24 protein-coding genes and 1 pseudogene are annotated in these 21,524 nt (G+C 53.3%); 11 read left to right on the top strand and 14 right to left on the bottom strand.

All coding sequences use genetic code 11. The features are described 5' to 3' along the window. Positions 1–68: 68 nt before the first annotated feature. A complete protein-coding gene (locus tag VV869_RS12620) occupies positions 69–1,163 on the bottom strand; it encodes a serine hydrolase domain-containing protein (protein ID WP_337735261.1) in 1,095 nt (364 codons plus the stop codon). Between the two features lie 542 nt (positions 1,164–1,705). On the opposite strand from VV869_RS12620, the gene VV869_RS12615 reads away from it, so the two are divergent. Then, a complete protein-coding gene (locus tag VV869_RS12615) occupies positions 1,706–2,443 on the top strand; it encodes a MaoC family dehydratase (RefSeq protein ID WP_337735260.1) in 738 nt (245 codons plus the stop codon). Between the two features lie 140 nt (positions 2,444–2,583). Here VV869_RS12615 and VV869_RS12610 read toward each other — a convergent pair whose 3' ends face one another. Then, complete coding sequence (locus VV869_RS12610) at positions 2,584–3,267, bottom strand: DNA alkylation repair protein (protein WP_337735259.1); 684 nt, start codon at positions 3,265–3,267, stop codon at positions 2,584–2,586. 126 nt (positions 3,268–3,393) lie between these two features. Then, complete coding sequence (locus VV869_RS12605) at positions 3,394–4,794, bottom strand: tryptophanase (protein ID WP_337735258.1); 1,401 nt, start codon at positions 4,792–4,794, stop codon at positions 3,394–3,396. 210 nt (positions 4,795–5,004) lie between these two features. Here VV869_RS12605 and VV869_RS12600 point away from each other — a divergent pair, with 210 nt between their 5' ends. The 3 genes from VV869_RS12600 (at position 5,005) to VV869_RS12590 (ending at position 7,755) form a co-directional block, all read left to right on the top strand. Continuing rightward, entirely contained in the window at positions 5,005–6,372 is a 1,368-nt protein-coding gene (locus VV869_RS12600; RefSeq protein WP_337735257.1) for a glutamine synthetase family protein, read from the top strand. 104 nt (positions 6,373–6,476) lie between these two features. Next, positions 6,477–7,223: a type 1 glutamine amidotransferase gene (locus VV869_RS12595; protein ID WP_337735256.1), complete on the top strand. Its 747-nt coding sequence runs from the start codon at positions 6,477–6,479 to the stop codon at positions 7,221–7,223. A gap of 211 nt (positions 7,224–7,434) precedes the next feature. Further along, on the top strand, positions 7,435–7,755 hold the full coding sequence (locus VV869_RS12590; protein ID WP_337735255.1) for a DOPA 4,5-dioxygenase family protein: 321 nt from the start codon (positions 7,435–7,437) through the stop codon (positions 7,753–7,755). 3 nt (positions 7,756–7,758) lie between these two features. Here VV869_RS12590 and VV869_RS12585 read toward each other — a convergent pair whose 3' ends face one another. From VV869_RS12585 to VV869_RS12565, 5 genes are all read right to left on the bottom strand, one after another. Further along, a complete protein-coding gene (locus VV869_RS12585; protein WP_337735254.1) occupies positions 7,759–8,685 on the bottom strand; it encodes a DMT family transporter in 927 nt (308 codons plus the stop codon). A gap of 103 nt (positions 8,686–8,788) precedes the next feature. Next, positions 8,789–9,664, bottom strand: a complete 876-nt coding sequence (locus tag VV869_RS12580) for an aspartoacylase (protein WP_337735253.1) — start codon at positions 9,662–9,664, stop codon at positions 8,789–8,791. 107 nt (positions 9,665–9,771) lie between these two features. Then, positions 9,772–10,221, bottom strand: a complete 450-nt coding sequence (locus VV869_RS12575) for a hypothetical protein (protein WP_337735252.1) — start codon at positions 10,219–10,221, stop codon at positions 9,772–9,774. Positions 10,222–10,313: 92 nt separating this feature from the next. Continuing rightward, positions 10,314–10,727: an alternative ribosome rescue aminoacyl-tRNA hydrolase ArfB gene (gene arfB / locus VV869_RS12570; RefSeq protein WP_337735251.1), complete on the bottom strand. Its 414-nt coding sequence runs from the start codon at positions 10,725–10,727 to the stop codon at positions 10,314–10,316. A gap of 141 nt (positions 10,728–10,868) precedes the next feature. Further along, positions 10,869–11,033, bottom strand: coding sequence for a DUF2256 domain-containing protein (locus tag VV869_RS12565; protein WP_337735250.1), 165 nt, complete (start codon positions 11,031–11,033; stop codon positions 10,869–10,871). 129 nt (positions 11,034–11,162) lie between these two features. Between VV869_RS12565 and VV869_RS12560 the strand changes: the two genes are divergently transcribed. Then, entirely contained in the window at positions 11,163–11,495 is a 333-nt protein-coding gene (locus tag VV869_RS12560; RefSeq protein WP_337735249.1) for a DUF3392 domain-containing protein, read from the top strand. 113 nt (positions 11,496–11,608) lie between these two features. Here the strand turns inward: VV869_RS12560 and VV869_RS12555 are convergent. The 3 genes and pseudogenes from VV869_RS12555 to VV869_RS12545 form a co-directional block, all read right to left on the bottom strand. Then, a pseudogene (locus tag VV869_RS12555) lies at positions 11,609–11,864 on the bottom strand (response regulator); the annotation flags it as partial. Between the two features lie 246 nt (positions 11,865–12,110). Further along, complete coding sequence (locus tag VV869_RS12550; RefSeq protein ID WP_337735248.1) at positions 12,111–13,058, bottom strand: DUF4382 domain-containing protein; 948 nt, start codon at positions 13,056–13,058, stop codon at positions 12,111–12,113. Between the two features lie 163 nt (positions 13,059–13,221). After that, complete coding sequence (locus tag VV869_RS12545) at positions 13,222–13,815, bottom strand: LysE family translocator (RefSeq protein WP_337735247.1); 594 nt, start codon at positions 13,813–13,815, stop codon at positions 13,222–13,224. A gap of 153 nt (positions 13,816–13,968) precedes the next feature. Between VV869_RS12545 and VV869_RS12540 the strand changes: the two genes are divergently transcribed. After that, the gene (locus VV869_RS12540) at positions 13,969–14,409 is read left to right on the top strand and encodes an Lrp/AsnC family transcriptional regulator (protein WP_337735246.1); all 441 of its coding nucleotides are present in this window, start codon (positions 13,969–13,971) and stop codon (positions 14,407–14,409) included. Positions 14,410–14,551: 142 nt separating this feature from the next. Here the strand turns inward: VV869_RS12540 and VV869_RS12535 are convergent, their stop codons facing one another. Further along, positions 14,552–15,472 (bottom strand): L,D-transpeptidase family protein, encoded by a 921-nt coding sequence (locus tag VV869_RS12535; protein WP_337735245.1) that lies wholly within the window; start codon positions 15,470–15,472, stop codon positions 14,552–14,554. 348 nt (positions 15,473–15,820) lie between these two features. On the opposite strand from VV869_RS12535, the gene VV869_RS12530 reads away from it, so the two are divergent. After that, positions 15,821–16,489, top strand: a complete 669-nt coding sequence (locus tag VV869_RS12530) for a cupin domain-containing protein (RefSeq protein WP_337735244.1) — start codon at positions 15,821–15,823, stop codon at positions 16,487–16,489. Here the strand turns inward: VV869_RS12530 and VV869_RS12525 are convergent. Further along, positions 16,486–16,968, bottom strand: a complete 483-nt coding sequence (locus VV869_RS12525) for a hypothetical protein (RefSeq protein WP_337735243.1) — start codon at positions 16,966–16,968, stop codon at positions 16,486–16,488. The two genes, VV869_RS12530 and VV869_RS12525, sit on opposite strands and share 4 nt — an antisense overlap. Positions 16,969–17,092: 124 nt before the next feature. Next, the gene (locus VV869_RS12520; RefSeq protein WP_337735242.1) at positions 17,093–17,509 is read right to left on the bottom strand and encodes a hypothetical protein; all 417 of its coding nucleotides are present in this window, start codon (positions 17,507–17,509) and stop codon (positions 17,093–17,095) included. Between the two features lie 155 nt (positions 17,510–17,664). On the opposite strand from VV869_RS12520, the gene msrP reads away from it, so the two are divergent. From msrP to VV869_RS12500, 4 genes are all read left to right on the top strand, one after another. Continuing rightward, complete coding sequence (gene msrP, locus VV869_RS12515) at positions 17,665–18,681, top strand: protein-methionine-sulfoxide reductase catalytic subunit MsrP (RefSeq protein WP_337735241.1); 1,017 nt, start codon at positions 17,665–17,667, stop codon at positions 18,679–18,681. Then, positions 18,681–19,313 carry a protein-methionine-sulfoxide reductase heme-binding subunit MsrQ gene (gene msrQ / locus VV869_RS12510; RefSeq protein WP_337735240.1) on the top strand — a complete coding sequence of 211 codons (633 nt, stop codon included), beginning with the start codon at positions 18,681–18,683 and terminating at the stop codon, positions 19,311–19,313. The genes msrP and msrQ overlap by 1 nt, the downstream gene beginning before the upstream one ends. A 192-nt stretch (positions 19,314–19,505) precedes the next feature. Then, on the top strand, positions 19,506–20,141 hold the full coding sequence (locus tag VV869_RS12505; protein ID WP_337735239.1) for a hypothetical protein: 636 nt from the start codon (positions 19,506–19,508) through the stop codon (positions 20,139–20,141). Further along, positions 20,138–21,487 carry an MATE family efflux transporter gene (locus VV869_RS12500; RefSeq protein WP_337735238.1) on the top strand — a complete coding sequence of 450 codons (1,350 nt, stop codon included), beginning with the start codon at positions 20,138–20,140 and terminating at the stop codon, positions 21,485–21,487. Before VV869_RS12505 ends, VV869_RS12500 begins: the two co-directional genes overlap by 4 nt. The last annotated feature ends 37 nt before the right edge of the window (positions 21,488–21,524 follow it).

The raw sequence follows: 21,524 nt of genomic DNA, 5'->3' as shown, positions 1-21,524 counted from the left end.
GCAATCGACGGCAACATCTTAAGGCCATTTGGCCGGTGGACACAATGAGATTTAGCACCTTGTGATGATTATTTTTGGTCAATGTATTGCCGATACAGATCGAGGAATTGAATCACGATTTCCCGAGCCACATCGGTTTCGCAATTGGTCAGGAATACCATCCCGGTTTGGGTGATCGGGTTGAACACCATTTCAGTGCGGATCCCCTTCACCCACCCGCCATGATGCACAAACCCGGCCGTCCCCTGGTAATCAAATGTCCGCCAGCCCAGGGCGTAATACACATTGCTTAACTTGGCGCGATACCGGTATTGATTCGCCCTCACATGGGGCTTGTGCATCACCTCTAGTACTGAAGGACGCAATACCGTCGGTTGGTGCCCAAACTGAGCCAGCATCCATTTCGCCAAATCCTGGGCGCTGGCGTTCACCCCGGCCGCCGCCGGGACCTGGTAGTAATACGCCGCCGGCTTCACCGCCGCAAACCCCTTTTTCGTTTTGACATGCGGCTCAACCCGATTGGGACTATTGAGAAAACCGGATAACCCGAATGAAGCATGGCTCATCTGCAACGGTATAAAGATCAATTCCCGGACCAGCGTCGGATAATCTTTTCCCGACGCCATCGCCAGCATATCTCCGCCCAGGTTATACAGGACATTTTGATAGCCGTAGCATTTTCCCGGCTCACACACAAAACGGACCCGGTTGAGCATTTGCAAGATCCGGGTGTAGCGCACATTGTCTTCGAGTAAATCGGTATAGGCGTGCGGCACCAGGCCGCTTGAATGCGACAGCAAATGTCGCAGCGTGACATGTTTGCCCAATTCAGGATCACTGAATGTGACATGTTCCAGATAAGGGACCACATGGGTATCCCACTCAATCAGTCCCCTGGAGACCAGGATGGCAGCCACTGTCGAGGTAAAGGTTTTTGAAATCGACGCCAGCGGAAAGACCGTCGCAGAATTCACTCGTTGATTGCCGCCCAATCGCGTGACACCATAGCCGCGAAGCAATCGCACTTTACCGTGAACCACAATGGCCAAGGACGCGCCGGGGATCCCCTGCTTCACTGCTTTTTGTACATAACTGTCCAGGGCATAGACCAGCTCATCTTTCGCCCTGGCAGGGACGAAAGACAACGCTACCAGCAGGAGCATAACCGGGCACCACCCGCACAGCTTATGCAACACAGGATCACCTGCTTCGTCAGTTTTCACTAAGCGTAGTGCCTGACGGTGCCTTTATTTTTTCTCTGAATTGAGAATTAAACGCGTTAGCAAGAAGGTTCCAGGTTATAGAACAAAAAAGTTCTTCATGCCAAAATAGTTCAAGAAATATACTTCAATTTGCTCTATGATCTATATTGCTGTTTATTTTTACGCCTGCGCATTTTATTGCTTTCACTGTATTCAGGTTAATTCTTTCTGCTTACATGTGTACGCTAAAAATAAGTTAGTCTGGTACAAGTGTTCGCTGAAAATAGTGTTTTATTAGAAATAATCGTTCAGCTGCCGGACAGGTTAGATTATTTACACTAAAATAACAAAAGACATATCTACATGATTAATATGAACTTTTCATTAATCGCGGATGGCAAAAATGCGATCCACGGCACAAAATAACTTTAATTGTTCTCAATAATGGCTAGAATAAGCCGCCTTAGCCACTTCAAGACGAATATTAATAAGGTCAAACGGTCATGAATGTAGTCGATTTTTTTAAACAAAAACGTGATGATCTATCACGCCAACAGTTTGAACTGAAAGACTTCCTTTCACCTTCGTTGCGTGACTACTGGCTTGAGCTCATGAAGAAGGCGAATAATACGCAAATCGGTGCATTTATTCATAGTCATAATCTCGCATCGAATGATGACGCGGTTGAGCAAGCTGCACCTGTAGTGAAAGCTGAACCGGCAGTGAAGGCTGCCGCAGAGCCTGTGCCACAACCAGTCGCCATCGTGATGAAGCCGGAAGCGGAAGCACTGTATCAAGAGCTGAACGCGACTCTGGGTGAAGTCATCCATGTCGGGCAGTGGCTCATGGTGGATCAAGCACGAATTAACAGCTTTGCGGATGTAACCGAAGATCACCAGTGGATCCACACGGACCCTGAGCGAGCAGCTGCGGAATCACCGTTCAAGACGACCATTGCCCATGGTTTTCTGACGCTGTCCCTGCTTTCTGTGCTGACCGACAGCGTCGACCCGGAAAACCAGAAATTCCCGACGGCGAAAATGACGGTGAATGTCGGCTTTAACAAAATCCGATTCCCTTACCCGGTGAAGTCAGGTAACCGTGTCCGGGCCAGCACCCGAATTCAGAGCGTGACGCCAATTAAGCGTGGCCTGGAAATTGTTCAGGAACTGACCGTCGAAATCGAAGGTGTCCGTCGTCCGGGCTGTGTTGCGGAGTCGGTGATCCACCTCCATTTTTAAAGCAATATCCCCGAATATCAAAAAGCCAGGCTCACTCGCCTGGCTTTTTCGTTCATGCCCCTTGCCCCTTACCCCGAAAGCGAGCTGTCATCATGCAATGATACAAAGGCAGTACATTCGTTACTGGAACAAAACGTTCGTTACTGGGACAGGATTTTCAACGCTTCATTGCGGCTCAAAGCAGACAAGCGCTGCGTATGCTCCTTCACAAACGCATTCACAAAATCCGGATTCGTTTTCCCGTACTCCCGCAAGACCCAGCCAATCGCTTTACGAATAAAAAATTCCTGCTCGTCGGCCAGCATCAGAATGGTTTCACTCAACAAAGGCACATTGGTCTCTGTTTTGTGTTTGAGGTGCACCAGTAGAGACGCACGGCGGAGCCATAGATTGTCGGACGCCCGCCACGCCAGCAGCTTTGCTTCCAGCTCGCGATGTTCTTTCACCAACGGGCCAATCAAACTCGCGGCAATCTTATCGACCGTGTCCCAGTGCGTGGCACTGAGCAGCATCTCCTCGTAGATGTCGAAAGCTTCCAGGGTGCGAAACGCCTTGTAGTGCTCAGCGGCATCCATTGCCAGATACTGCTCTTCCCGGTTCTCGCCGGACCATAACCAAAGTACCAGGCGCCGGTAATCGGTAAAATCACGGATCTGCGTGTGCTCCCGGGCCTGTTGAAAAATGGCGCGGCGCTCAGGCGCTTTGACCCCGTAAAACGGCTGCTTTGTTTTCATATAAGCCTGCATCGCGCTTGCTTCCTCCGGGGTACCGGTTTCAGCCAGACGCTGCTGCATAAAAATCACCATAGGAATGATGAGTGACATAGAGAAGTTCCTTGCTCGTGCTGACGAACGTCTTAAAAATCAATGCGGTCGATCACCGTATTGGAACACAGACGCTGGCACATAAAAACCGTTTTCTCAGCCGGGTGGAACGGAGGGAGCACAAAGTTACCCTAATGGCCTGAACCTTGCCATGAAGTGTCTGAGCAGCGGCGGCTCATAGTCAAACACCAGACCAGACAAATATTCCGCCCGTTGACTGACCGCAATCAACGCTTCGGCGACATAATCCATATGATCATTGGTGTAAACCCGGCGCGGGATCGTCAGGCGCATCAGCTCCATTGGGGACGCCTTTTGTCGATTTGTGACCGGGTCACGACCAGCAAGCAGTGAGCCGATTTCCACCGCCCGGACCCCGGCTTCCAGATACAGGGCATTACAGAGCGACTGCGCCGGGAATTGTTCCGGCGGAATATGCGGCAACAATCTTTTCGCATCTACAAACACGGCATGCCCTCCGGCCGGTTTCTGGATCGGGACGCCTCCTTCCAGCAGCCGATCCGCCAAATAGGCCACCTGACTGATACGATACGTCAGCCAGTCTTCATCCATCCCGTCATACAGCCCGCGTGCCAGGGCTTCCATATCCCGACCCGCCATGCCGCCATAAGTCACAAACCCTTCCATCGGCACACACCGAGCTTGGACGTGGCGAAACAACTCCGGATCATTGCGCACCGCACAGATGCCGCCAATGTTGACCATCGGATCTTTCTTGGCTGAAAGCGTCAGCATATCGGCATAGCGAAACATCTCGGCCACAATGGCCTGAATGGACACCTTGCGGTACTGCTCATCACGCTGCTGAATAAACCAGGCATTTTCACAAAACCGGGCCGAGTCCATGATCACCGGAATCCCATGCTGCTGCGCCATCTGATAGACCGCCTTTAAATTGGCCATGGCCACCGGTTGCCCGCCGGTATTGTTACAGGTGATGGTCATGATGATCCCGGCCACGTTTTCCGCGCCGTAGTGGACAATCGCGCGGTTGAGCTTTTCGAGATCCATATTGCCCTTCCAGGGAAAAGGCCGGGCCGTCTCAAAAGCCCGTTCATCGACTAAGTTGATCGCTTTTGCCCCGCAGATCTCAACATGCGCGGTAGTGGTGTCAAAATGGTAATTTGACAAAAAGACCGGGTGGGTGCCGCCCCGCACCTGGCGCATTTTTTCAACCAGACAGGGAAACAGGATCTGTTCGGCCCCCCGCCCCTGATGGGTCGGTACAAAATCCGCGTAACCGAAGATGTCGTCAATCGCGTCCTTGAGGCGATAATAGCTGCGGCTTCCGGCGTAAGACTCATCGCCCATCATCAGTGCGGACCACTGGGTATCGCTCATCGCGCCGGTGCCCGAATCCGTCAACAGGTCGATATAGACATCCTCACTTTTCAGGGCAAACGGATTATAGCCTGCCGCTTTCAATGCAATCGCTCTTTCTTCCGCCGTGGTCATGCGGATCGGCTCGACCATTTTAATTCGAAAAGGCTCAGGAACACGTTTCATGCCACCACCTCCCTCGGACCGTGCATAGAGCACTGGAGAATTCAACAGGGGGAAGTTGACGAATATGTGTCACCTTCCTAGGTTAAATATATCAGCCACCTGGAAATCCTTGTAACCGACTGCCTGAGAACAGCGGCGACTGCAGACAGCAAGGCTCCGGACCAACCAACACATCAATCGGCTGTGGTGCAGCATTGGGGAACCCGCCATATGGAACCAAGAGACGTAAAGACCGCTGATGATGCCAAAGCAATCATCAAAGCCCGCGGACTGAGTCACGTGAAAGTCGGGCTGTTTGATAACGACGGCGTCATGCGAGGCAAATATATGTCCGTCGACAAATTCTTTTCGTCCCTGGACCACGGCTTTGCCTTTTGCGATGTCGTACTCGGCTGGGATGTGAAAGATCAGCTCTACGACAATACCCGGTACACCGGCTGGCATACCGGTTACCCGGATGCACCGGTCCGGATCATTCCCGACAGTTGCCGGGATGTGCAGGATGAAGACGGCATGCTGCTGTTTATTGCCGAGTTTGCGGGCAGTGCCGAGCCAATCTGCCCGCGGGCGATGCTGCGACGTATCACCGATCTCGCCACGGAGATGGGATTCAAGGCCCTGGCCGCGCTCGAATATGAGTTTTTCCTGTTCCGTGAAACGCCGCATTCAATCCGAGAAAAAGGGTTCCGAAACCTGGAGACAATCACCCCGGACTGGTTCGGTTATTCGATGATCCGAAATTCAACCTACTCAGGGTTGTACAAAAGCATTCTCGCCATGGGCGAAACCATGGATTTCCCCATTGAAGGGATCCACTCTGAAACCGGACCGGGCGTCATTGAAGCCGCCATTGCCGTGGATGAAGCCGGGGCGGCCGGTGATAAAGCGGCGCTGTTCAAAACCTATATGAAGGTACTGGCGCAGAAGAACGAGTTGATGGCGACCTTCATGGCCAAATGGAGCAATGACTATCCTGGTCAGAGCGGCCATATTCATCTATCCCTGAAAAACAAAGACGGCTCCCCGGTCTTCTACGATGCCAATCAGACCGATGGCATGAGCCAACTCCAGCGCCAGTTTCTCGCCGGCCAGCAACGCCTGATGCCGGAGCTGCTGTGTATGATTGCCCCGTCGGTAAACAGCTACAGCCGGATGATCCCCGGTTTCTGGGCCCCGACGGATGCGACCTGGGGGATCGAAAACCGCACCACGGCACTGCGGGTGATCATCGGCTCGGCCAAAAGCCAGCGAATTGAATACCGGATTGGTGCCGCAGATGCCAATCCCTATTTGGCGCTGGCGGCAGCACTCGGCTCCGGGCTTTACGGCATCGCCCAGGGCTGGGAACCCTATCCAGCCGTCGTGGGCAATGCTTACGAGCAACCCCATGCGCCTGAATTGGAGCTACCGCGCACATTGTGGGATGCCACCCAGAAATTCAAAGCTTCGGAAGCTGCCCGGAGCCTGTTCGGAAATGCCTTTGTCGAGCACTTTGCCGCCTCGCGGGAATGGGAAGAGCGGGAGTTCAGAAAGCATGTCACGGACTGGGAGCTCAGCCGCTATTTTGAGATCATCTGAATCGGGACCACGCGGGCGTTGCGGTGTTGCGCCAAGCCACGCCGGTAAACCACACAGCACCCACACAACATCCACGCAACAGCCACACATGGTAGGAGAACACAATGAGAATCGGGGTCCTGCTCTGTGATGACGTCAGACAAGCGCTACGCGATCACCACGGGAACTACCCGGAAATGTTTACCCGGCTGTTTTCCGAGGTCGATTCCTCGATCACCCTCAACTTTTATCGGGTAACCGAAGGCCAGTATCCGCAAGCGCTGGACGAATGTGACGGTTACATCACCTCCGGCAGCCGGTTCGGGGTCAACGACGAAATCAAGTGGATCCGGGTATTTGAATCGTTCGTCCATCAACTCTACGCGCAGCACCTGCCTTTTGTCGGCATTTGCTTTGGTCACCAGATGATCGCCCGGGCGCTCGGCGGAGAAGTCTGCCGCGCTGAATCCGGCTGGGGGCTTGGCCTGGCGAGAGCCGAGCTGAACCTTCCCGAAACCCGCCTGCATAGCTGGCTAACCCATTCTGCCCCACAATATGCCTTGTTGGTCAGTCATCAGGATCAAATTGTCCAGCTCCCGCCGGATACCCGGGTTCTGGCCGGTAGCCAAAGCTGCCCTTATGCCATGATTCTGGTCGGCACCCATTTTCTCGGTATCCAGGGACATCCGGAATTCACCCCGACCTACCTGCAGGATTTAATCACCCTGCGCCATAGCAGTTACCCCCCAGCCACAGTCCGGGCTGCCCTCGAGTCCCTGGCCGGAAAAACAGACCACCTCGCGGTCACCCAGTGGCTGATTCATTTCATCAAACATCGCCACCTGGAGGCATCAACCCCGCCGTCAGATTAACCCGGTGCAACGTGTTCGAGCGTTCATCAGATATTTCGAACAATTCCGTCAAGTTCTGCTGCTGGTCTTTATATGCCCTTGATATACAATAGCTCGCATCAAATCCCTACCCGCACATCAGATGGTCTCAACCATCGGTTCAGATTCAGGCAGGGAATGCAATTGGCATCACCGATTGCACGAGAATGAACAATATCAGGAGAAGCAAGCCATGTTTCATGCCCATGTTTACTTTGATCTGCCAGAGCAGACCACCGCCGAAGCGGTCCATCAGCGCATTCGTCAGGAACGTTCCGACATTACGGCCATTTTTCCCTTGGTCCATCGAAAAGTCGGCCCGCATGACAAACCGATGTTCGAAGTCCACTTTCTCAACAATGATTTGGGATTTATTGAGTGGCTGGATCAACACCGACAAGGTCTGACGGTGCTGATCCATCCGGTCAGTGATGAAGAGCTGGCCGATCACACCTCGCGGGCTCAATGGCTCGGAAACCCGCTGCCGATCCATACCCACATTTTTGATCAATAACCGCTAGTCAGGGCGCGGCTTCCCCGGCGCCCGCAACACCAGTGCGATCCCCCCGAGAATGGCCAGTGATGATAGCAGGAGCCGAAGCGACAAAGGTTCGCCAAGCAGCAAGACGCCACCCACTGCGGCAAACACCGGCACACTGAGCTGGACCGTCGCGGCGGTGGTTGCCTGGATCGCGGGCAACAGATGGTACCAGAGTGCATAGCCCATTCCGGACGCCAATGCGCCGGAGAGCACCGCATAACCGACCCCGGCAACATCGATTGTGACTGACCATGACATAACCACCACCAGGATCACCGCCAGCGGAACACTGCGTATAAAATTACCTGTTGTCGCCAGCAAAGGGGCACCGGTGCCTTTGCCGCGAAGCGAATACACCCCCCAGGCAACCCCGGCCATTAACATCAACCCGGCCCCGGTCCACGAAGGAGCACTCAGCCCCGGGGACAGCAACACCACAAGCCCGAGGACCGCCAGAGTAAATCCGACCCACTGTAGCCGCAGGAACCTTTCCCCGGTCCATAAGCCGTAGCCCAGCATGGTGATCTGAACTGCTGCAAACAGAAGCAGCGCCCCGGTTGCGGTCGGCAGACTCAGATACGCAAATGAAAAGCCCCCTGCATATCCGAACAACGCCAACGCCGAGTACCAATCTCCCCGCAGTGCCACCTTGCCGTATTTGATTCGGGTGAGCATCCATAACATCACGCCCCCGGACAACAGACGGATGGCCGTAAACGACGCCGCATCAATATTCGTGGCGGTGAGCGCCACCCGATTCAGGAGCGAATTGGCGGCAAATGCCAGCATGGTGATCCCAATCAGCACATAGAGCCGCCCCGCAGGAAATGCTGGGGGAAGTGGCGCTGGAGACCGCGGTGGGGTTGGGGGCCGCGGTGGGGTTGGGAATTGTTGCGTTGTCATCGTCAAATCCTCTGCGGAGAACCCGGAATCAAAACAAAAAGAGCAGCTTCATTTCGAAAGCTGCTCTTAACAGGGTACAACCTGCATCTTTCTTCAGACCGGATCAGACCTCGACAATCACTTTCCGGGCCAGAGACATCGCAAGATTGTTATCATAATACGCGGCCTCGTTGATAAAATGCGGGTAGGCTTCATAGTCGCCTTCCCAACAAACTTCCGTGCCGTCGAACAAGGTATAGATCGGGTCACCCGGAAGCAGCGGTTTAAAATCTGCATCCTGCACATTGCGGTGAACCATGCCAATACGCTCACCCTGTTCATCTTCCGGCAACTTCAGGGTCTCTTCATATTTGAATGCTTCATAGGACGCCGGCAGCGCCGGGATCGCCCCGGTATTGTGCAGCTCGATGAAATCGAGAATATGGCGCGTCATGGTGTCCATCCAATCCAGAACATCCTGGCGCAGCACCGATTGCGACTGCGGCCCCACTTCGACAATCACGCCTTGCGGGGTGATCGAGCTCAGGAACAGATGCTCTTCAACAGAGACCTGATCTTCAAGCACAATGACCGCTTCCGGCATTTGCACTTTGACATAAGCCCCGAGCTGGCGGTTGAACGCATCCGATTGCAGCAGGATCAGCGTTGGTCCCATGTTACTGGTGGTGTTATGCAGATCGATAATAAAATCGGTTTTTGCATTCCCTTTCGGCCCCAGTTGCTGGTTAATAACCTTGGCACGACTCTGCTCGTAGTTTGCCAGCTCCGGATTGTTCAAATCAGCCAGTCCGAACTGACGATTCAAATCCACATCCAGGTAACGTTTGTTTTCCTCAAACGCTTTCGGGTTCGCAAACACCATTTGGGTCGTGAAGGTTTCACGGGCGATCAGCTGCGGTTGCTGCTGCCATTTTCGCAGCAGATAAATGCCACTGAATTCATTCCCATGGGTCCCGCCAACTACCGCGACCGATTTCATTGCATTCGTCTTTGTGTTCACAAGCCTGACTCTCACTTCACTCAATAATTATTCCAAGATACTGAAATAAAAATTAGTTTCAACTGAGAAATAACCAGAATAACCGCTTAGATATTCACCGGACGCATTTGTGCCAGTTTTAGATAAGAATGCAGCGCATGGTTTTTGTACTCAATGGCGGAATGAAGACTGCTTTGCTTGTTAGCGATCACGGAAAAATCATACCGATCATCACCACGATGAAGCGCAATCTCCAGGACGCCGTCGGTCACCTGCCAGGTGCCCGTCCCTTGCTGACGCTGAAACAATGCCGTCTCCCGGACAGAGCCATCCGGATGAAAAACCAATTCCGTGACATGACCGGCACTACAGGTTTTGAGCCAGGGCTGCGCCGGAACTTCTGCTTCAGAAAACTGGCGTTTGGTTGCCAGCCAGTGCGCCATGTCGGCCTGCTCTTGGACATCCAATGCCGGCAATGCTGGCAAATCCACCAGTCGAACCCGTTCAGACTCACGTAAATACAACTGCAGCAGCTGATGGTTTTTCTTTTCCGACATCCGTATCACCTATACATTTCATGACGTTAGCCAAGAAGCTAAACGCTTCTGAGCCGCCTTTCACGAGATAAAGCGCAAAACTGTTAACCTGCTCAAAACTTCACCTTGCCGCGCATCGTTTTCACCTGCCCGCGCTGAGATTTTTTGTCCATCCGGCGCTGTTGTGAACCTTTGGTCGGTTTGGTGGCCTTACGCGCTTTCTGTTGCACCGCAACTGACTGGATCAGCTGCTGCAATCGCATCAAGGCATCTTCCCGATTTTGCTCCTGTGTCCGATATTGCTGCGCTTTGATGATAATCACGCCATCCTTGGTAACGCGCTGATCGGTAAGTTGCAGCAGGCGCTCTTTATAAAAAGCAGGTAAAGATGACCGTTTAATGTCAAACCGCAGATGGATGGCACTGGACACCTTATTCACATTCTGGCCACCCGAGCCCTGAGCCCGGATCGCGGAAATCTCTATTTCCCAATCCGCCAAATGCACCGTATTTGAAATCGCTAACATGATAAAACTGTACGTCTGTTCACAATGAGTTGCTGATCAACAGTATAACCTCAACCCGGCTGAAGTTGGCAGCCAAGTGAGGTGATCGCCATATGTTTAATTGCTGTGATGTGTCTGGTTGCTCGGATATGCCCGCTTGCTTTAATTTATCCGACCGCTTGAATGTCCTCGCCCGCTTTGACGCTTCCGTCGGCACCGCTCAGAACAATAACGCACCTCCGGCCAGCAATCTTGCCACTTTTTGCGCCAGCGAAATGGCCGGCCGCAGATCGGACAGATTTTCTCAGGCAATTCAGCTTTCTTCATGTTTTCTTTTCCCGACCAAATATCTCCGGGTGGTTCTGTGATCCTGCTTACAGGCCTGCTTTGTAGCCATAGGCCATCGGTTCAGAACGCCGTATCCTCAGGCATCGCTTGGCTTTTACATTATGTTTTATGGATACAATCATCGGATTATTATCAGATTTCGGCCAGTTTATCCGCCCTTGGATGGGCGACATCGCCACTGCCATGGTCGCCTGCCTTTTAGTGGTTTTCGGGGCCGATATTAACCGGTTGCTGCGAGGACAACTTTCAGGCACCAACTTTATTCTCCGCACCGCCGTCTTCATTCTCATCAATGCGTTCGGGTTTGGCTTCCTGATTGTTTCGGCCGCTCCGTGGCTCAGTCGCCAGTTAAGCCATCTCCCCGACGTCTGGCTGGTCGGAGTGGTCGTGACAACCTTTGTATTTATCGGTACCTGGGCACAGCGCCACCGACAAGTCTAAGCACTCAAAGCTGTATCCGAAAGCTGTAACCCATCCCCCGGCATCAAGCCGGGAGATGGGCGGCAGGCGGTAAGTTTAGATGAGATGAGGTTTAGAACAGCTCGACATCCCCTTCAGCTAAAGAACTTTGCTGCGCAATGAATTAATGGCTCTGGTGGGGTCTCGGGATCAAATGGCTTCACAATCCAGCCTGTTGCACCAGCTTGTTTCCCCAGCGGTTTTCTTCTCCTGAGATATTTCCGTGGTCAACATTAAAATTGGCGTGATTTTATATTGCGCAGTGGCTCTGAGTTGACGCTCCAACTCCAGACCATTTACATTCGGCATGTTGACGTCGGAAATAATGACATCATAACGTGCTGTTTTGCTTTATTGAGCACATCCCCGCCACCCACCTGACATCGCTGTTCCTGGCGAATTCAACGGAATAATATCCAATCGTAGCGATCACTCAGAAATAAGTGAGACAAACCAGCGAAAAGATACCGTTCTTCAGAATCAAAGCATTTTATGCTGGGCTGACGGCCATCGAGATACGGCAACTCATTTTCAGGATGAAAAAAACCCGCCGGTCCGGCGGGTTGAATCACTTGAAATACGCGTAAAATTAGCGCATTAGAACGTATAAGTTGCCCCGGAAGCGGTCAGCACTTCATCGGCAAACACCTGGCTGTCGAACGTCAGCGAATCACCGCCCAGCTCCGGATCGTCTTCAGACCCATTACACACCAAAGTGACATCATAGCTACCCAGCGGCAGATAACCGATCTCAAACGCACGCGTCTCAGAGTCAACCCCTGCTGATGCATACGGCTCAGTCGCAGACCCGAGATCGCCATAGACGCCGCCCGTCGGCGCTTGATAAACATAGACATACGCGTCATCGATGTTTCCGCCACAGGCTGGGCTTGCCATTGCAACTTGGCCTGAAATGGTGGCGACTGCATCATTATTGACCAATCTGACACCGCGTGGCTTGAGCTGATAACCATTGGCATTGCTGACCATGCTTTTACGCAAATCAAATTCCAGTGTGTAGGCTTGGGTCGCATTCGATTCCACATTGAAACCATCCAGTTTCAGCTCGCCACTCGGCACCCGAATGCCCTCAACAGCATTGGTATCCGTGACAACATGCGAGTATGGCGTGCCGTTGGTATAACTGCCTTTCTCAAGGACCGACAGACGCAATTGCGTATACTGACCAGCCGTCAATTGCTCATCGCTCAGTACCTGTAGAGCCTTCGCACCCTGATAAGCCATCAGGTTGATCACCATAAACGCCGGATGACCGTCCGTATCGACCGGAATGGACAAACCTGCCGGAATACACTCCGGTGAGCTCTGGTCCGAAGCAAAAGAGGTGGTTCCCCAACTGGATTCGTTGCCATTGGCATGGTGAACTTTGATTTCATCAAACGCCACACACACCTTGGCCAGGTTATCAACCGGTGCATCGGAAAAAGCCAGGTTCATTGTCCCAGTTTGACTGCTGCCAGAATCGCTCGAGTTACACCCCACCAGTGCCACACCCACCAGAGAAGCCAGAAGAATTTTGCGCATTAAAAATACTCATTCATTTATCATTTATTTAAGCATATCCCCTGATGCGCAGTCTCCCAACTGCAAGGACGACATCCTCAAGAAAACTGACAGAAATTTTACCAAAGTGCATTACCTTCAGGATTTTTCTGTCCGACCAAAGTAGGCAAAACTGGCGGTCAGGTTAAAAATCCATCATCGGCAAGGTTGAAGCCACCAGCAAAGTCGCCATCATATAGTTAAACCATTTCATCCGGTCCGCGTTGTTCAACAGATGCTGCAACTGCTTTCCTGCCACCGTCCAGATACTGACTGACGGCAGATTAATGACCGCAAACACCGCCGAGACCAGCACCACACCTTGCCAATTGGCTGAAATGTTATAAACACTCACCGCGGTCAGGGCCATCGACCAGGCTTTCGGGTTAATCCACTGAAAGTTAGCTGCCGCCAAAAAGCTCAGCGGGCGATAATCCAACTCACGTTGTCCGCCCGGATGGCTTCGGGCGATTTTGAAAGCCAGATAAAACAGATAAAGAAGGCAGCCCCCTTGCAGAACGTGATGCACGACGGGATAAGCCGCAAAGATCCCCATCAGTCCGACCCCGACCAAAATCACCATCAGGCTGAACCCCATCACAATGCCCAGCATGTGGGGAATGGTGCGGATAAAACCGACATTGGCCCCGGAGGCCATCAACATAATGTTGTTGGGTCCCGGAGAGACCGTCGAGACAAACGCGAAGCTCGTCAAAGCCAGAAGGTGCTGATAATCCATATTGATTCCTTATTGATGACATTTCCTGTATACCCAACTCATCTCACCGGCCATCGCCGCCTGAGGTTGTTTCGGTATATATTAACGAGAGGTAGTCGCAATTTTGTGTCTATCTGTGTGCTAATCTCTATAACTTCGCAAGATATAATCAACATGGACAGATTTGACGAAAGAATATTGCGCGAGCTGAAATCAAACGGCAGATTATCCAATGTGGAGCTGGCCGACCGCATCGGGCTTTCGCCCTCCGCGACCCTGCGACGTGTGCAGGAGCTGGAGCGCAGTGGGATCATCAAAGGCTACCGGGCCGTACTGGACCCGGGGAAAATGGGCATTGGCTTTATCGCCTATGTCACCATCGGTCTCTCGAGCCATGGCAAACGCTCACAGCTCGATTTCGAGCAGCGACTGCAAACGGCGAAGGAAGTCACGGAATGCCATAACATTACGGGAAACAGCGAGTACTTACTGCGCGTTGAAACCGCAGATTTAAGTACCTATAAGCGATTTCACTCAGATGTGCTGGGGGAGATCCCTCAGGTGAATGCCATCTCCACGCTGGTGGTTATGGAAACACCCAAGGATGAACGGTAGCGAGAGCATGGCGCTCTCGCGGGTCCGTTAAAATAAAAAGATCGGGTGAAGCTTTACCGAACACCAATCAAGTCGGACTGGTCAATATACTGAACTGAGCCCAAAACTGAATTGAAGACTGAATTCAAGGATGAGCAGGCAATTACAGGGCCGCTTCCCGGATCAAGGCTTGCGGGATGCCGGTTTGCATCACCAATGCACTGCTCAGGCGTGTTTCCGCGTCTACATCGTGTTGCACGGCGGCCTTCAGCGTTTTGGTCGCAGACACCGGTTTATGCTCACCCACCTGAGATTCTGAACGCGACAACGGCTGGTGCACCTCAACATAGACCGAACCGTCCGGCTCTACGGTTTGTTTCAGGGGCTGGTTAATCACTTTGACCCGAGTGCCTTTCGCTATTTGGGGGAACAGCCACTCGATATCCCAAGGATTCATCCGGATACAACCGGAGCTGACCCGCATGCCAATACCAAAGTCCTTATTGGTCCCGTGGATCAGATACTGGCCGCCGCCATGCGCCAGTCTCATCGCGTACTCGCCCAATGGGTTTTCAGGTCCGGCCGGAACCACGGCAGGCAGTTCGATACCGCGTTTTTCACGGTATTCACGTCGGATATTGGCTGTTGGGGTCCAGGTCGGATCCACGATTTTCTGGCTGACCGAGGTGGTCATCTCCGGGGTTTCCCGTCCGACCCGGCCGATCCCGATCGGGAATACATACATCCGATCCGGGTCATCGTTCGGGAAGTAATACAGGCGCAGTTCCGCCAGGTTAATGACAATCCCTTCGCGTTTCACATCCGGCAAAATCAACTGGGTCGGCACCGTCAGTAAAGTCCCCGGTGTCGGCAAAAACGGATCCACGCCCTGGTTTGCTTCCATCAGCGCCAGAAAGCCGACATCGAATTTGTTGGCGATATCGGCCAGACTCTCGCCTTCATTCACCTGATAGTATTCCATCACCCCCACCAGCTTACTGTCAGCGGCAGGGCGTTGATATTCTATGGCTTGCGCCGTCACGGAGCATAAGCAGATCAGGGAAAAAAATAACGAACGAAACACGAAAACCCTCCATCAAAGATACAGATAAGTATGGCCGAAAGAATCATGATGTTGAGCTTGTACCAACGACTTCTCAACATTAAGACACAGCACACCGGTCTGAGCCGGCTCTTCTTCATTTCCGTGATCCTACCAAGCGCCGCACCGCGCTTCGTCATCGCCCGGTCAAAACATGTGACCGAAACGCTTGAAACCGCTGCAACGCCATTCGACTTGATTGAAAATTCATCCTCTGAATCTGGCCGACCACCCGATGTAAAATACATACCTCCTTCTCTCATGAGCATCGTGCCTCCCGGCCGATTGGGTATAAACTCAATAAGGAGAACATCGGATAAAGAGCCCCCCATGAATCCGTTATCCCCCCTCAACATGGACCGACACCAACGTGTCATAATTGATACCCAGGCGCAGGAATGGCTGGCCTCCCCGGCACCCGGCGTGTGGCGGATCCCGCTCGAACGGGAAGCCGCAGAATCCGGGCAGGTGACAAGCCTGGTCCGCTATGAGCCGAAGACCCATTTCGCAGCGCACTATCATCCGAAGGGCGAGGAGATTTTCGTTCTTGAAGGTGTCTTTCAGGATGAGTACGGCAGCTATCCGGCAGGCACCTATATTCGGAATCCGCCGGGCTCCTGTCACGCTCCCCGCAGCGACAGCGGCTGCCTGCTGTATGTGAAGCTCAACATGTTCCCGAGCGCTGACCATGATGTTTTCCGGCTCGACACCCACAATGCCAGCTGGCAACCCGGCATTGACGCTCAGGTATACACGATGCCATTGCACGGTTTCGGCAATGAGCAAACCTACCTGGTTCGCTGGGAGCGCAACGCGAGTTTGCACAGCCACCGCCATGACGGCGGGGAAGAAGTGTTTATCCTGTCCGGCGATTACCATGACGAACAAGGGGAATACGGCCCGGGCGCCTGGATCCGCAATCCCGCAGGTAGCCAGCACCAGCCGGTCACGACGAGCGGATGCCTGATGCTGATGAAAACCGGTCATTTACCGGTTTAAACCGGGAACGCGATCCCTAAGGTCTGAAAACGGGACATCACTTGCTGGTAGGATGCCGAGTCCGGTCGGTAATAGTCCACCGGCATCCGATTCTCGAACCCGGCCGTTTTTAACTGCTGCCATTCCTGGCGCGTCAGGATCACATAATCCAGATGTTCATCCAGGCATTGTTCAAGGCGATCCAGGGTCAGTTCTTCATCCCGTACCAAAGTTTTCAGTTTGCCGGTCAATACAGACAACGGCAGACGGAACAACCGCACCAACTGCTTGCGATCGGCGACCTGGCTTGCCGCAGTGGATCGCTTTGCTTGAGTGAAAATTTGCGTCCAGTCCGGCTTGCCCTGACGAGTCACACATTGATGCCGATAGCAGTAATAGCCTTCCAGATACAGCTCAAGATACTGAAACCGTTCTGCGGACGTTTCCAGGTAAATATGCTGCAATTCCAGGTTGGCGTGATAAGCGTAGAGGTCGGTCATATTCAGAATTCAATCAGGTTGCCGGTGATACGCTCCGGCAACCCTGTTTTAAGAAGTGGGCGTGTTTAGAGAAATGACGTATTTCGATCAAGCAGTTTCGATTAAGCGCGTCGCGATGCCATGATTACAGCGGAAAACGGATTCCGATCGCCCCTTCAAACTGAGAGTCGGTTTCCTCATGGAAATATTGTGCCATGACCCCTTCGGCATAAATATCAAAACTGTCGAAAGGTATTTCCATTCCCAACCCGGCACGGACACCCAGTTGATATTGTTCATCATCGACCCATTGCACCCCGGTGATCAGGTGGAACGGGGAATAGAGTGCCCCGCTGCTGAGATCGGCAACATTCCACAGCGCATCGGCTGTGACACTGAATGTATCTAATCCCAACGAAAACTGCGCATCCTGCCGGTATTTCGCCGTCAGCCCGGACGACGGATTCCCCACATAAACGCCAGCCGTCAACGGTGATTTGGCTGCGAAAACCTGCTGCGGTACGGTTAAAGTGATCGCCAATAATAATGCGCGTCTGTACATCCTTTTTCCCTGAAGCTGTGATTCTCAGTAACGCGGCGCAACATAACCTCTTTCAACAAAATTTCAAAGGGCAATATCATGAAATTTATATGTGTGTGACCGGGTCTACTTCTACATCAACTATTTGCATGACGTGTACAGGTCAAAGGACGATTATGTATCTCAAGAAATCCCCAAGCTGGTCCCTGAAAGAAAGTGATGTCACCCCTGAGCCCATTTACCGCCAACGGCGAGAAATTCTGAAAAAGCTGGGCATTACCCTGGTCGGGATCCCGCTGGCCAGCCACGCTGATGCCGGGTTATTTGACAGCCTGCTGGGCTCTGAATCCAAGCCAGCACCCGACAAACGCCGGTCACTGGCAACCCGAAGCTCCACTTATTCAAATCGTTCGCTCTCGCTGACGCCTGAAGAGAAGATCCTCAAATACAATAATTTTTATGAATTCGGAACCGACAAATCCGATCCGGCTGCCCGTTCAGGCAACTTCCAGACTAATCCGTGGACGATTGAGGTGAGCGGGCTGGTGCACAAGCCTCTCACCCTGGGATACGAAGATATTTTCAGTAAGTTCCCGCTAGAAGAGCGGATCTACCGCCTGCGCTGTGTCGAAGCCTGGTCGATGAATGTTCCCTGGATCGGATTTCCCCTGGCCAGCCTGCTGCGTTTAGCCAACCCAATGGGCAATGCGAAATATGTGGCATTTCAGACCTTATACGATCCGAAACAAATGCCGGGACAAGCCTCAAGACGCCTGGGCGGCGGTATCGATTATCCCTATGTGGAAGGGCTGCGCCTGGACGAAGCCATGCATCCGCTGACACTCATAGCCGTCGGCCTGTACGGAAAAACCCTCGCGCCGCAAAACGGTGCCCCGATTCGCCTGGTCGTTCCCTGGAAATACGGCTTCAAGAGCATCAAATCGATTGTGCGGATCCAACTCACCGACCGCCAGCCACCCACCACCTGGAACTTGCTGGCACCCCATGAATACGGCTTTTATGCCAATGTGAACCCGACGGTCGATCACCCCCGCTGGAGCCAGGCCAGTGAGCGATTCATCGGGGAAGGCAACCTGTTCAGCAGCCGTCGCCAGCCGACCCTGATGTTTAACGGCTATGCAGACCAGGTCGCGCGTTTGTATCAGGGCATGGACTTAAGGAAGCAGTTTTAATGAAGCTCACGGCATCACATATCACCGGGTTGAAAGTGATCATTCACCTGATTTCACTGGCGTTTGTCGCCGTGCTGATCACCCGGACCCTGACAGAAGGCTTCGGGGCTGATCCAACGGAAGGCCTGAGCCATTTTACCGGGAAAGCGGCCCTCAATACGCTGATCCTGACCTTACTGGTTTCTCCGATTGCCCGGAAGTTCCGGCAAGGCGCCCTGATGAAAGTGCGTCGGGTGCTGGGGCTGTACAGCTTTTTCTGGGCCGTCTTGCATCTGGTCGTGTATCTGGCACTGGATCTCGGTTTCGATAGTTCGCTGCTGGTCAGCGAAATCATCACCCGGCCTTACCTCACCCTCGGGGCAATCTGCTGGCTGATCTTGCTGGCGCTTGCCATCACCTCAACACAGGGAATGCAGCGTCGGCTGGGGCCGCGCTGGCAAAAGCTTCACAATTGGGTTTACCTCGTCATCCTGCTGGCGCCAATCCATTATTACTGGTCAGTCAAATCCGGCATCATTGAGCCCGCACTCTATATCGCCACAGCCCTGATTTTGCTCAGCTTTCGCCATAAAACCCTGCGCCGCTGGCTTCCGGGACTTCCGATACGGCCCACGTCAACAGAACGCAGCTGAACCCTCCGGGCAACCTGGATACGCAAATTGGGTGCCAGGTTGCATTTTCGCTCACGAAACCCCAGAAAAATCATCTGGCCCGCGCACATTATCTGATAGGATGAAGACTTCGCGAGTTTCCGGGCTGCCTGCATCACTTATCATCAAACACTCTTTTTGACGGGCGGCCGGGTTTGATGAGGTTTAGCTTTCTTGATCAATGATCTTCTCTCCGCCAGTATTCAGCAGTTTAAAGCTGACTGCTTGCAGCTCTGTGAGCAGCATTATCCGACGGTGCATAACCGGGGAATGCGTGGAGACCATCTCGGTAAAGCATTGTGCCGCCGCATTGTATCCACCTTGAATCAGGCTGACATTCCGGCGCAAGTTCAGGTGGTCGCACACCAAAACACAGCGGACCAACCGGTATTTCGCCTCGATGCCCCCCACTTTACGCTTTGGGTTATTGCGCACCGGCTGGTCAGTGCCAACCTGGCGCGACGGGAATCACTCATTACCGCCGTCGAAACGGTGAAGGCAACTTACCTGAATCAACCACACGCGCATCCGCACTACCTGATTCTGGTCGCCGATCACTGGTTCGATCGCAGCAAGGCCAGCAAAGAGATACCCGCCTGGTGGTTGGGGCAGCTCCCCGAAAATACAGAAGATTATCTGGCGGATGGCATTCGCCTGCTTGGGTGCGAACACAGCCTGCCGCAGACTCTGACCCAACGCCTGACACTCCCCGACGGTGAGCGTCAAATCCACCATCCGCTCAAACGCCATAGCGGCAGTAAAACGGTTCACCGCTATCTGTTACTGACAGCCTTGTATCCACTCTCATGACAACAACCCCGTCTCACCTCGCCCTGCGCGATGACAGCATTCTCAAGCTGTTCATTCGCTACACCGTGCCGACCATTGCCGCAATGCTGGTCACCGGGATTTATGTCACGGTCGACGGCATGTTTGTCGGCCATTTTATCGGCGAGCAGGGACTGGCGGGGATCATGCTGGGCTATCCGATTGGCTCCATTCTGTATGCCGTGGGAGCCATGATCGGGATGGGCGCCTCCGCGCTGGTTTCTATCCGGCTCGGTGAAGGCAAAACACGCAGCGCCGAACAAATTGCCGGTCAAACCTTATTGCTGTGCGGCCTTGCCGCGATCATCGTCTGCGCCCTGGGGATCGCCAGTGGCGATCACCTGCTGCGCTGGCTCGGTGCAGAAGGTGAAATTCTCGAGATGGCCTCCGATTACCTGTTCTGGTATTTCGCCCTGGGGCTGTTTCCGATTTTAGCGATGGCATTTTCGGCCCTGCTTCGTAACGACGGGCAACCGAACCGGGTCACGTTGATCATGATTTTCGGCGGGATCCTGAATGTTGTCCTCGACTGGGTATTTATCGTGGTGATCCCCTGGGGGCTGACCGGTGCCGCCATCGCGACCATGTTGTCGCAGGCGGTGACCGCTTTACTCTGCCTGCAACATTTTTTCAGCCCCAAAGCCACGCTCCGGATCCGCAAAGCCACGCTGCGATTAACCTGGCACAGCACCTGGGAGATCAGCCGACTGGGCTTTTCCAGCCTGCTGATGTATCTCTACCTGTCCGTGGTGCTGACCCTGCACAACAAGGCGTTTCTTTGGGTCGGGGATGCGATGGATGTCGCCGCCTATGGGGTGGTCAGCTACACCGAGGCATTTTTCTATCTGATCTTTGAAGGGATCGCCCTAGGTATCCAACCGATCACCAGCTTTAACACCGGCGCCGGGCAGACGGCCCGGGTGATTCAAACCCGGAATCTGGCGTTTGCCGTCACTTTACTGGTTGCGCTCTGTGGCGTGGCTGTGATTTACAGTGTCCCGCACTATTTTGTCTATCTGTTTGCCGGCACGCAGACCAGTATCTTGCCGGATGCCATTCAGGGAATGCAGCTCTACTTCTGGGGACTGCCGATGGAAGGGTTGTTACTGGTGGGTGCCACCTACTTCCAGTCGATTAACCGTCCGAAGGAAGCATCGCTGCTGACCGGCGGGAAGTTGGTCTTGATCAGTCTGTTGATCTTCAGTTTTGCCGCACTCGCCGGGACCGAAGGTGTCTGGGTCGCCCTCCCCGTTTGCAGCAGCCTGCTCACCATCTGGCTTCTGCTGAGCCTGAGAAAGATTGCCCGGCCCACTTACGTTCCCGCATAGCGCGAACAGGCAGCCGAGGCTGCCTGCGTTGTTTTTG

It is taken from the genome of Photobacterium sp. MCCC 1A19761 (assembly GCF_037389125.1).
In the GTDB taxonomy this organism is placed as follows: domain Bacteria; phylum Pseudomonadota; class Gammaproteobacteria; order Enterobacterales; family Vibrionaceae; genus Photobacterium.
Note: the sequence above shows the minus strand (reverse complement) of the source record. Positions and strands in the feature narration are given on the sequence as shown.

Excerpts from the sequence above, each read along its gene's own strand:
- VV869_RS12615 (WP_337735260.1), top strand. The coding sequence starts at position 1,706 with ATGAATGTAGTCGATTTTTTTAAACAAAAACGTGATGATCTATCACGC.
- VV869_RS12585 (WP_337735254.1), bottom strand. The coding sequence starts at position 8,685 with ATGACAACGCAACAATTCCCAACCCCACCGCGGCCCCCAACCCCACCG.
- VV869_RS12520 (WP_337735242.1), bottom strand. The coding sequence starts at position 17,509 with ATGTACAGACGCGCATTATTATTGGCGATCACTTTAACCGTACCGCAG.
- VV869_RS12590 (WP_337735255.1), top strand. The coding sequence starts at position 7,435 with ATGTTTCATGCCCATGTTTACTTTGATCTGCCAGAGCAGACCACCGCC.
- VV869_RS12545 (WP_337735247.1), bottom strand. The coding sequence starts at position 13,815 with ATGGATTATCAGCACCTTCTGGCTTTGACGAGCTTCGCGTTTGTCTCG.
- VV869_RS12610 (WP_337735259.1), bottom strand. The coding sequence starts at position 3,267 with ATGTCACTCATCATTCCTATGGTGATTTTTATGCAGCAGCGTCTGGCT.
- msrP (WP_337735241.1), top strand. The coding sequence starts at position 17,665 with ATGTATCTCAAGAAATCCCCAAGCTGGTCCCTGAAAGAAAGTGATGTC.
- VV869_RS12565 (WP_337735250.1), bottom strand. The coding sequence starts at position 11,033 with ATGAAGAAAGCTGAATTGCCTGAGAAAATCTGTCCGATCTGCGGCCGG.
- VV869_RS12560 (WP_337735249.1), top strand. The coding sequence starts at position 11,163 with ATGGATACAATCATCGGATTATTATCAGATTTCGGCCAGTTTATCCGC.
- VV869_RS12525 (WP_337735243.1), bottom strand. The coding sequence starts at position 16,968 with ATGACCGACCTCTACGCTTATCACGCCAACCTGGAATTGCAGCATATT.
- VV869_RS12550 (WP_337735248.1), bottom strand. The coding sequence starts at position 13,058 with ATGCGCAAAATTCTTCTGGCTTCTCTGGTGGGTGTGGCACTGGTGGGG.
- msrQ (WP_337735240.1), top strand. The coding sequence starts at position 18,681 with ATGAAGCTCACGGCATCACATATCACCGGGTTGAAAGTGATCATTCAC.
- VV869_RS12530 (WP_337735244.1), top strand. The coding sequence starts at position 15,821 with ATGAATCCGTTATCCCCCCTCAACATGGACCGACACCAACGTGTCATA.
- VV869_RS12600 (WP_337735257.1), top strand. The coding sequence starts at position 5,005 with ATGGAACCAAGAGACGTAAAGACCGCTGATGATGCCAAAGCAATCATC.
- VV869_RS12620 (WP_337735261.1), bottom strand. The coding sequence starts at position 1,163 with ATGCTCCTGCTGGTAGCGTTGTCTTTCGTCCCTGCCAGGGCGAAAGAT.
- VV869_RS12540 (WP_337735246.1), top strand. The coding sequence starts at position 13,969 with ATGGACAGATTTGACGAAAGAATATTGCGCGAGCTGAAATCAAACGGC.
- VV869_RS12605 (WP_337735258.1), bottom strand. The coding sequence starts at position 4,794 with ATGAAACGTGTTCCTGAGCCTTTTCGAATTAAAATGGTCGAGCCGATC.
- VV869_RS12580 (WP_337735253.1), bottom strand. The coding sequence starts at position 9,664 with ATGAAATCGGTCGCGGTAGTTGGCGGGACCCATGGGAATGAATTCAGT.
- arfB (WP_337735251.1), bottom strand. The coding sequence starts at position 10,727 with ATGTTAGCGATTTCAAATACGGTGCATTTGGCGGATTGGGAAATAGAG.
- VV869_RS12595 (WP_337735256.1), top strand. The coding sequence starts at position 6,477 with ATGAGAATCGGGGTCCTGCTCTGTGATGACGTCAGACAAGCGCTACGC.
- VV869_RS12500 (WP_337735238.1), top strand. The coding sequence starts at position 20,138 with ATGACAACAACCCCGTCTCACCTCGCCCTGCGCGATGACAGCATTCTC.
- VV869_RS12575 (WP_337735252.1), bottom strand. The coding sequence starts at position 10,221 with ATGTCGGAAAAGAAAAACCATCAGCTGCTGCAGTTGTATTTACGTGAG.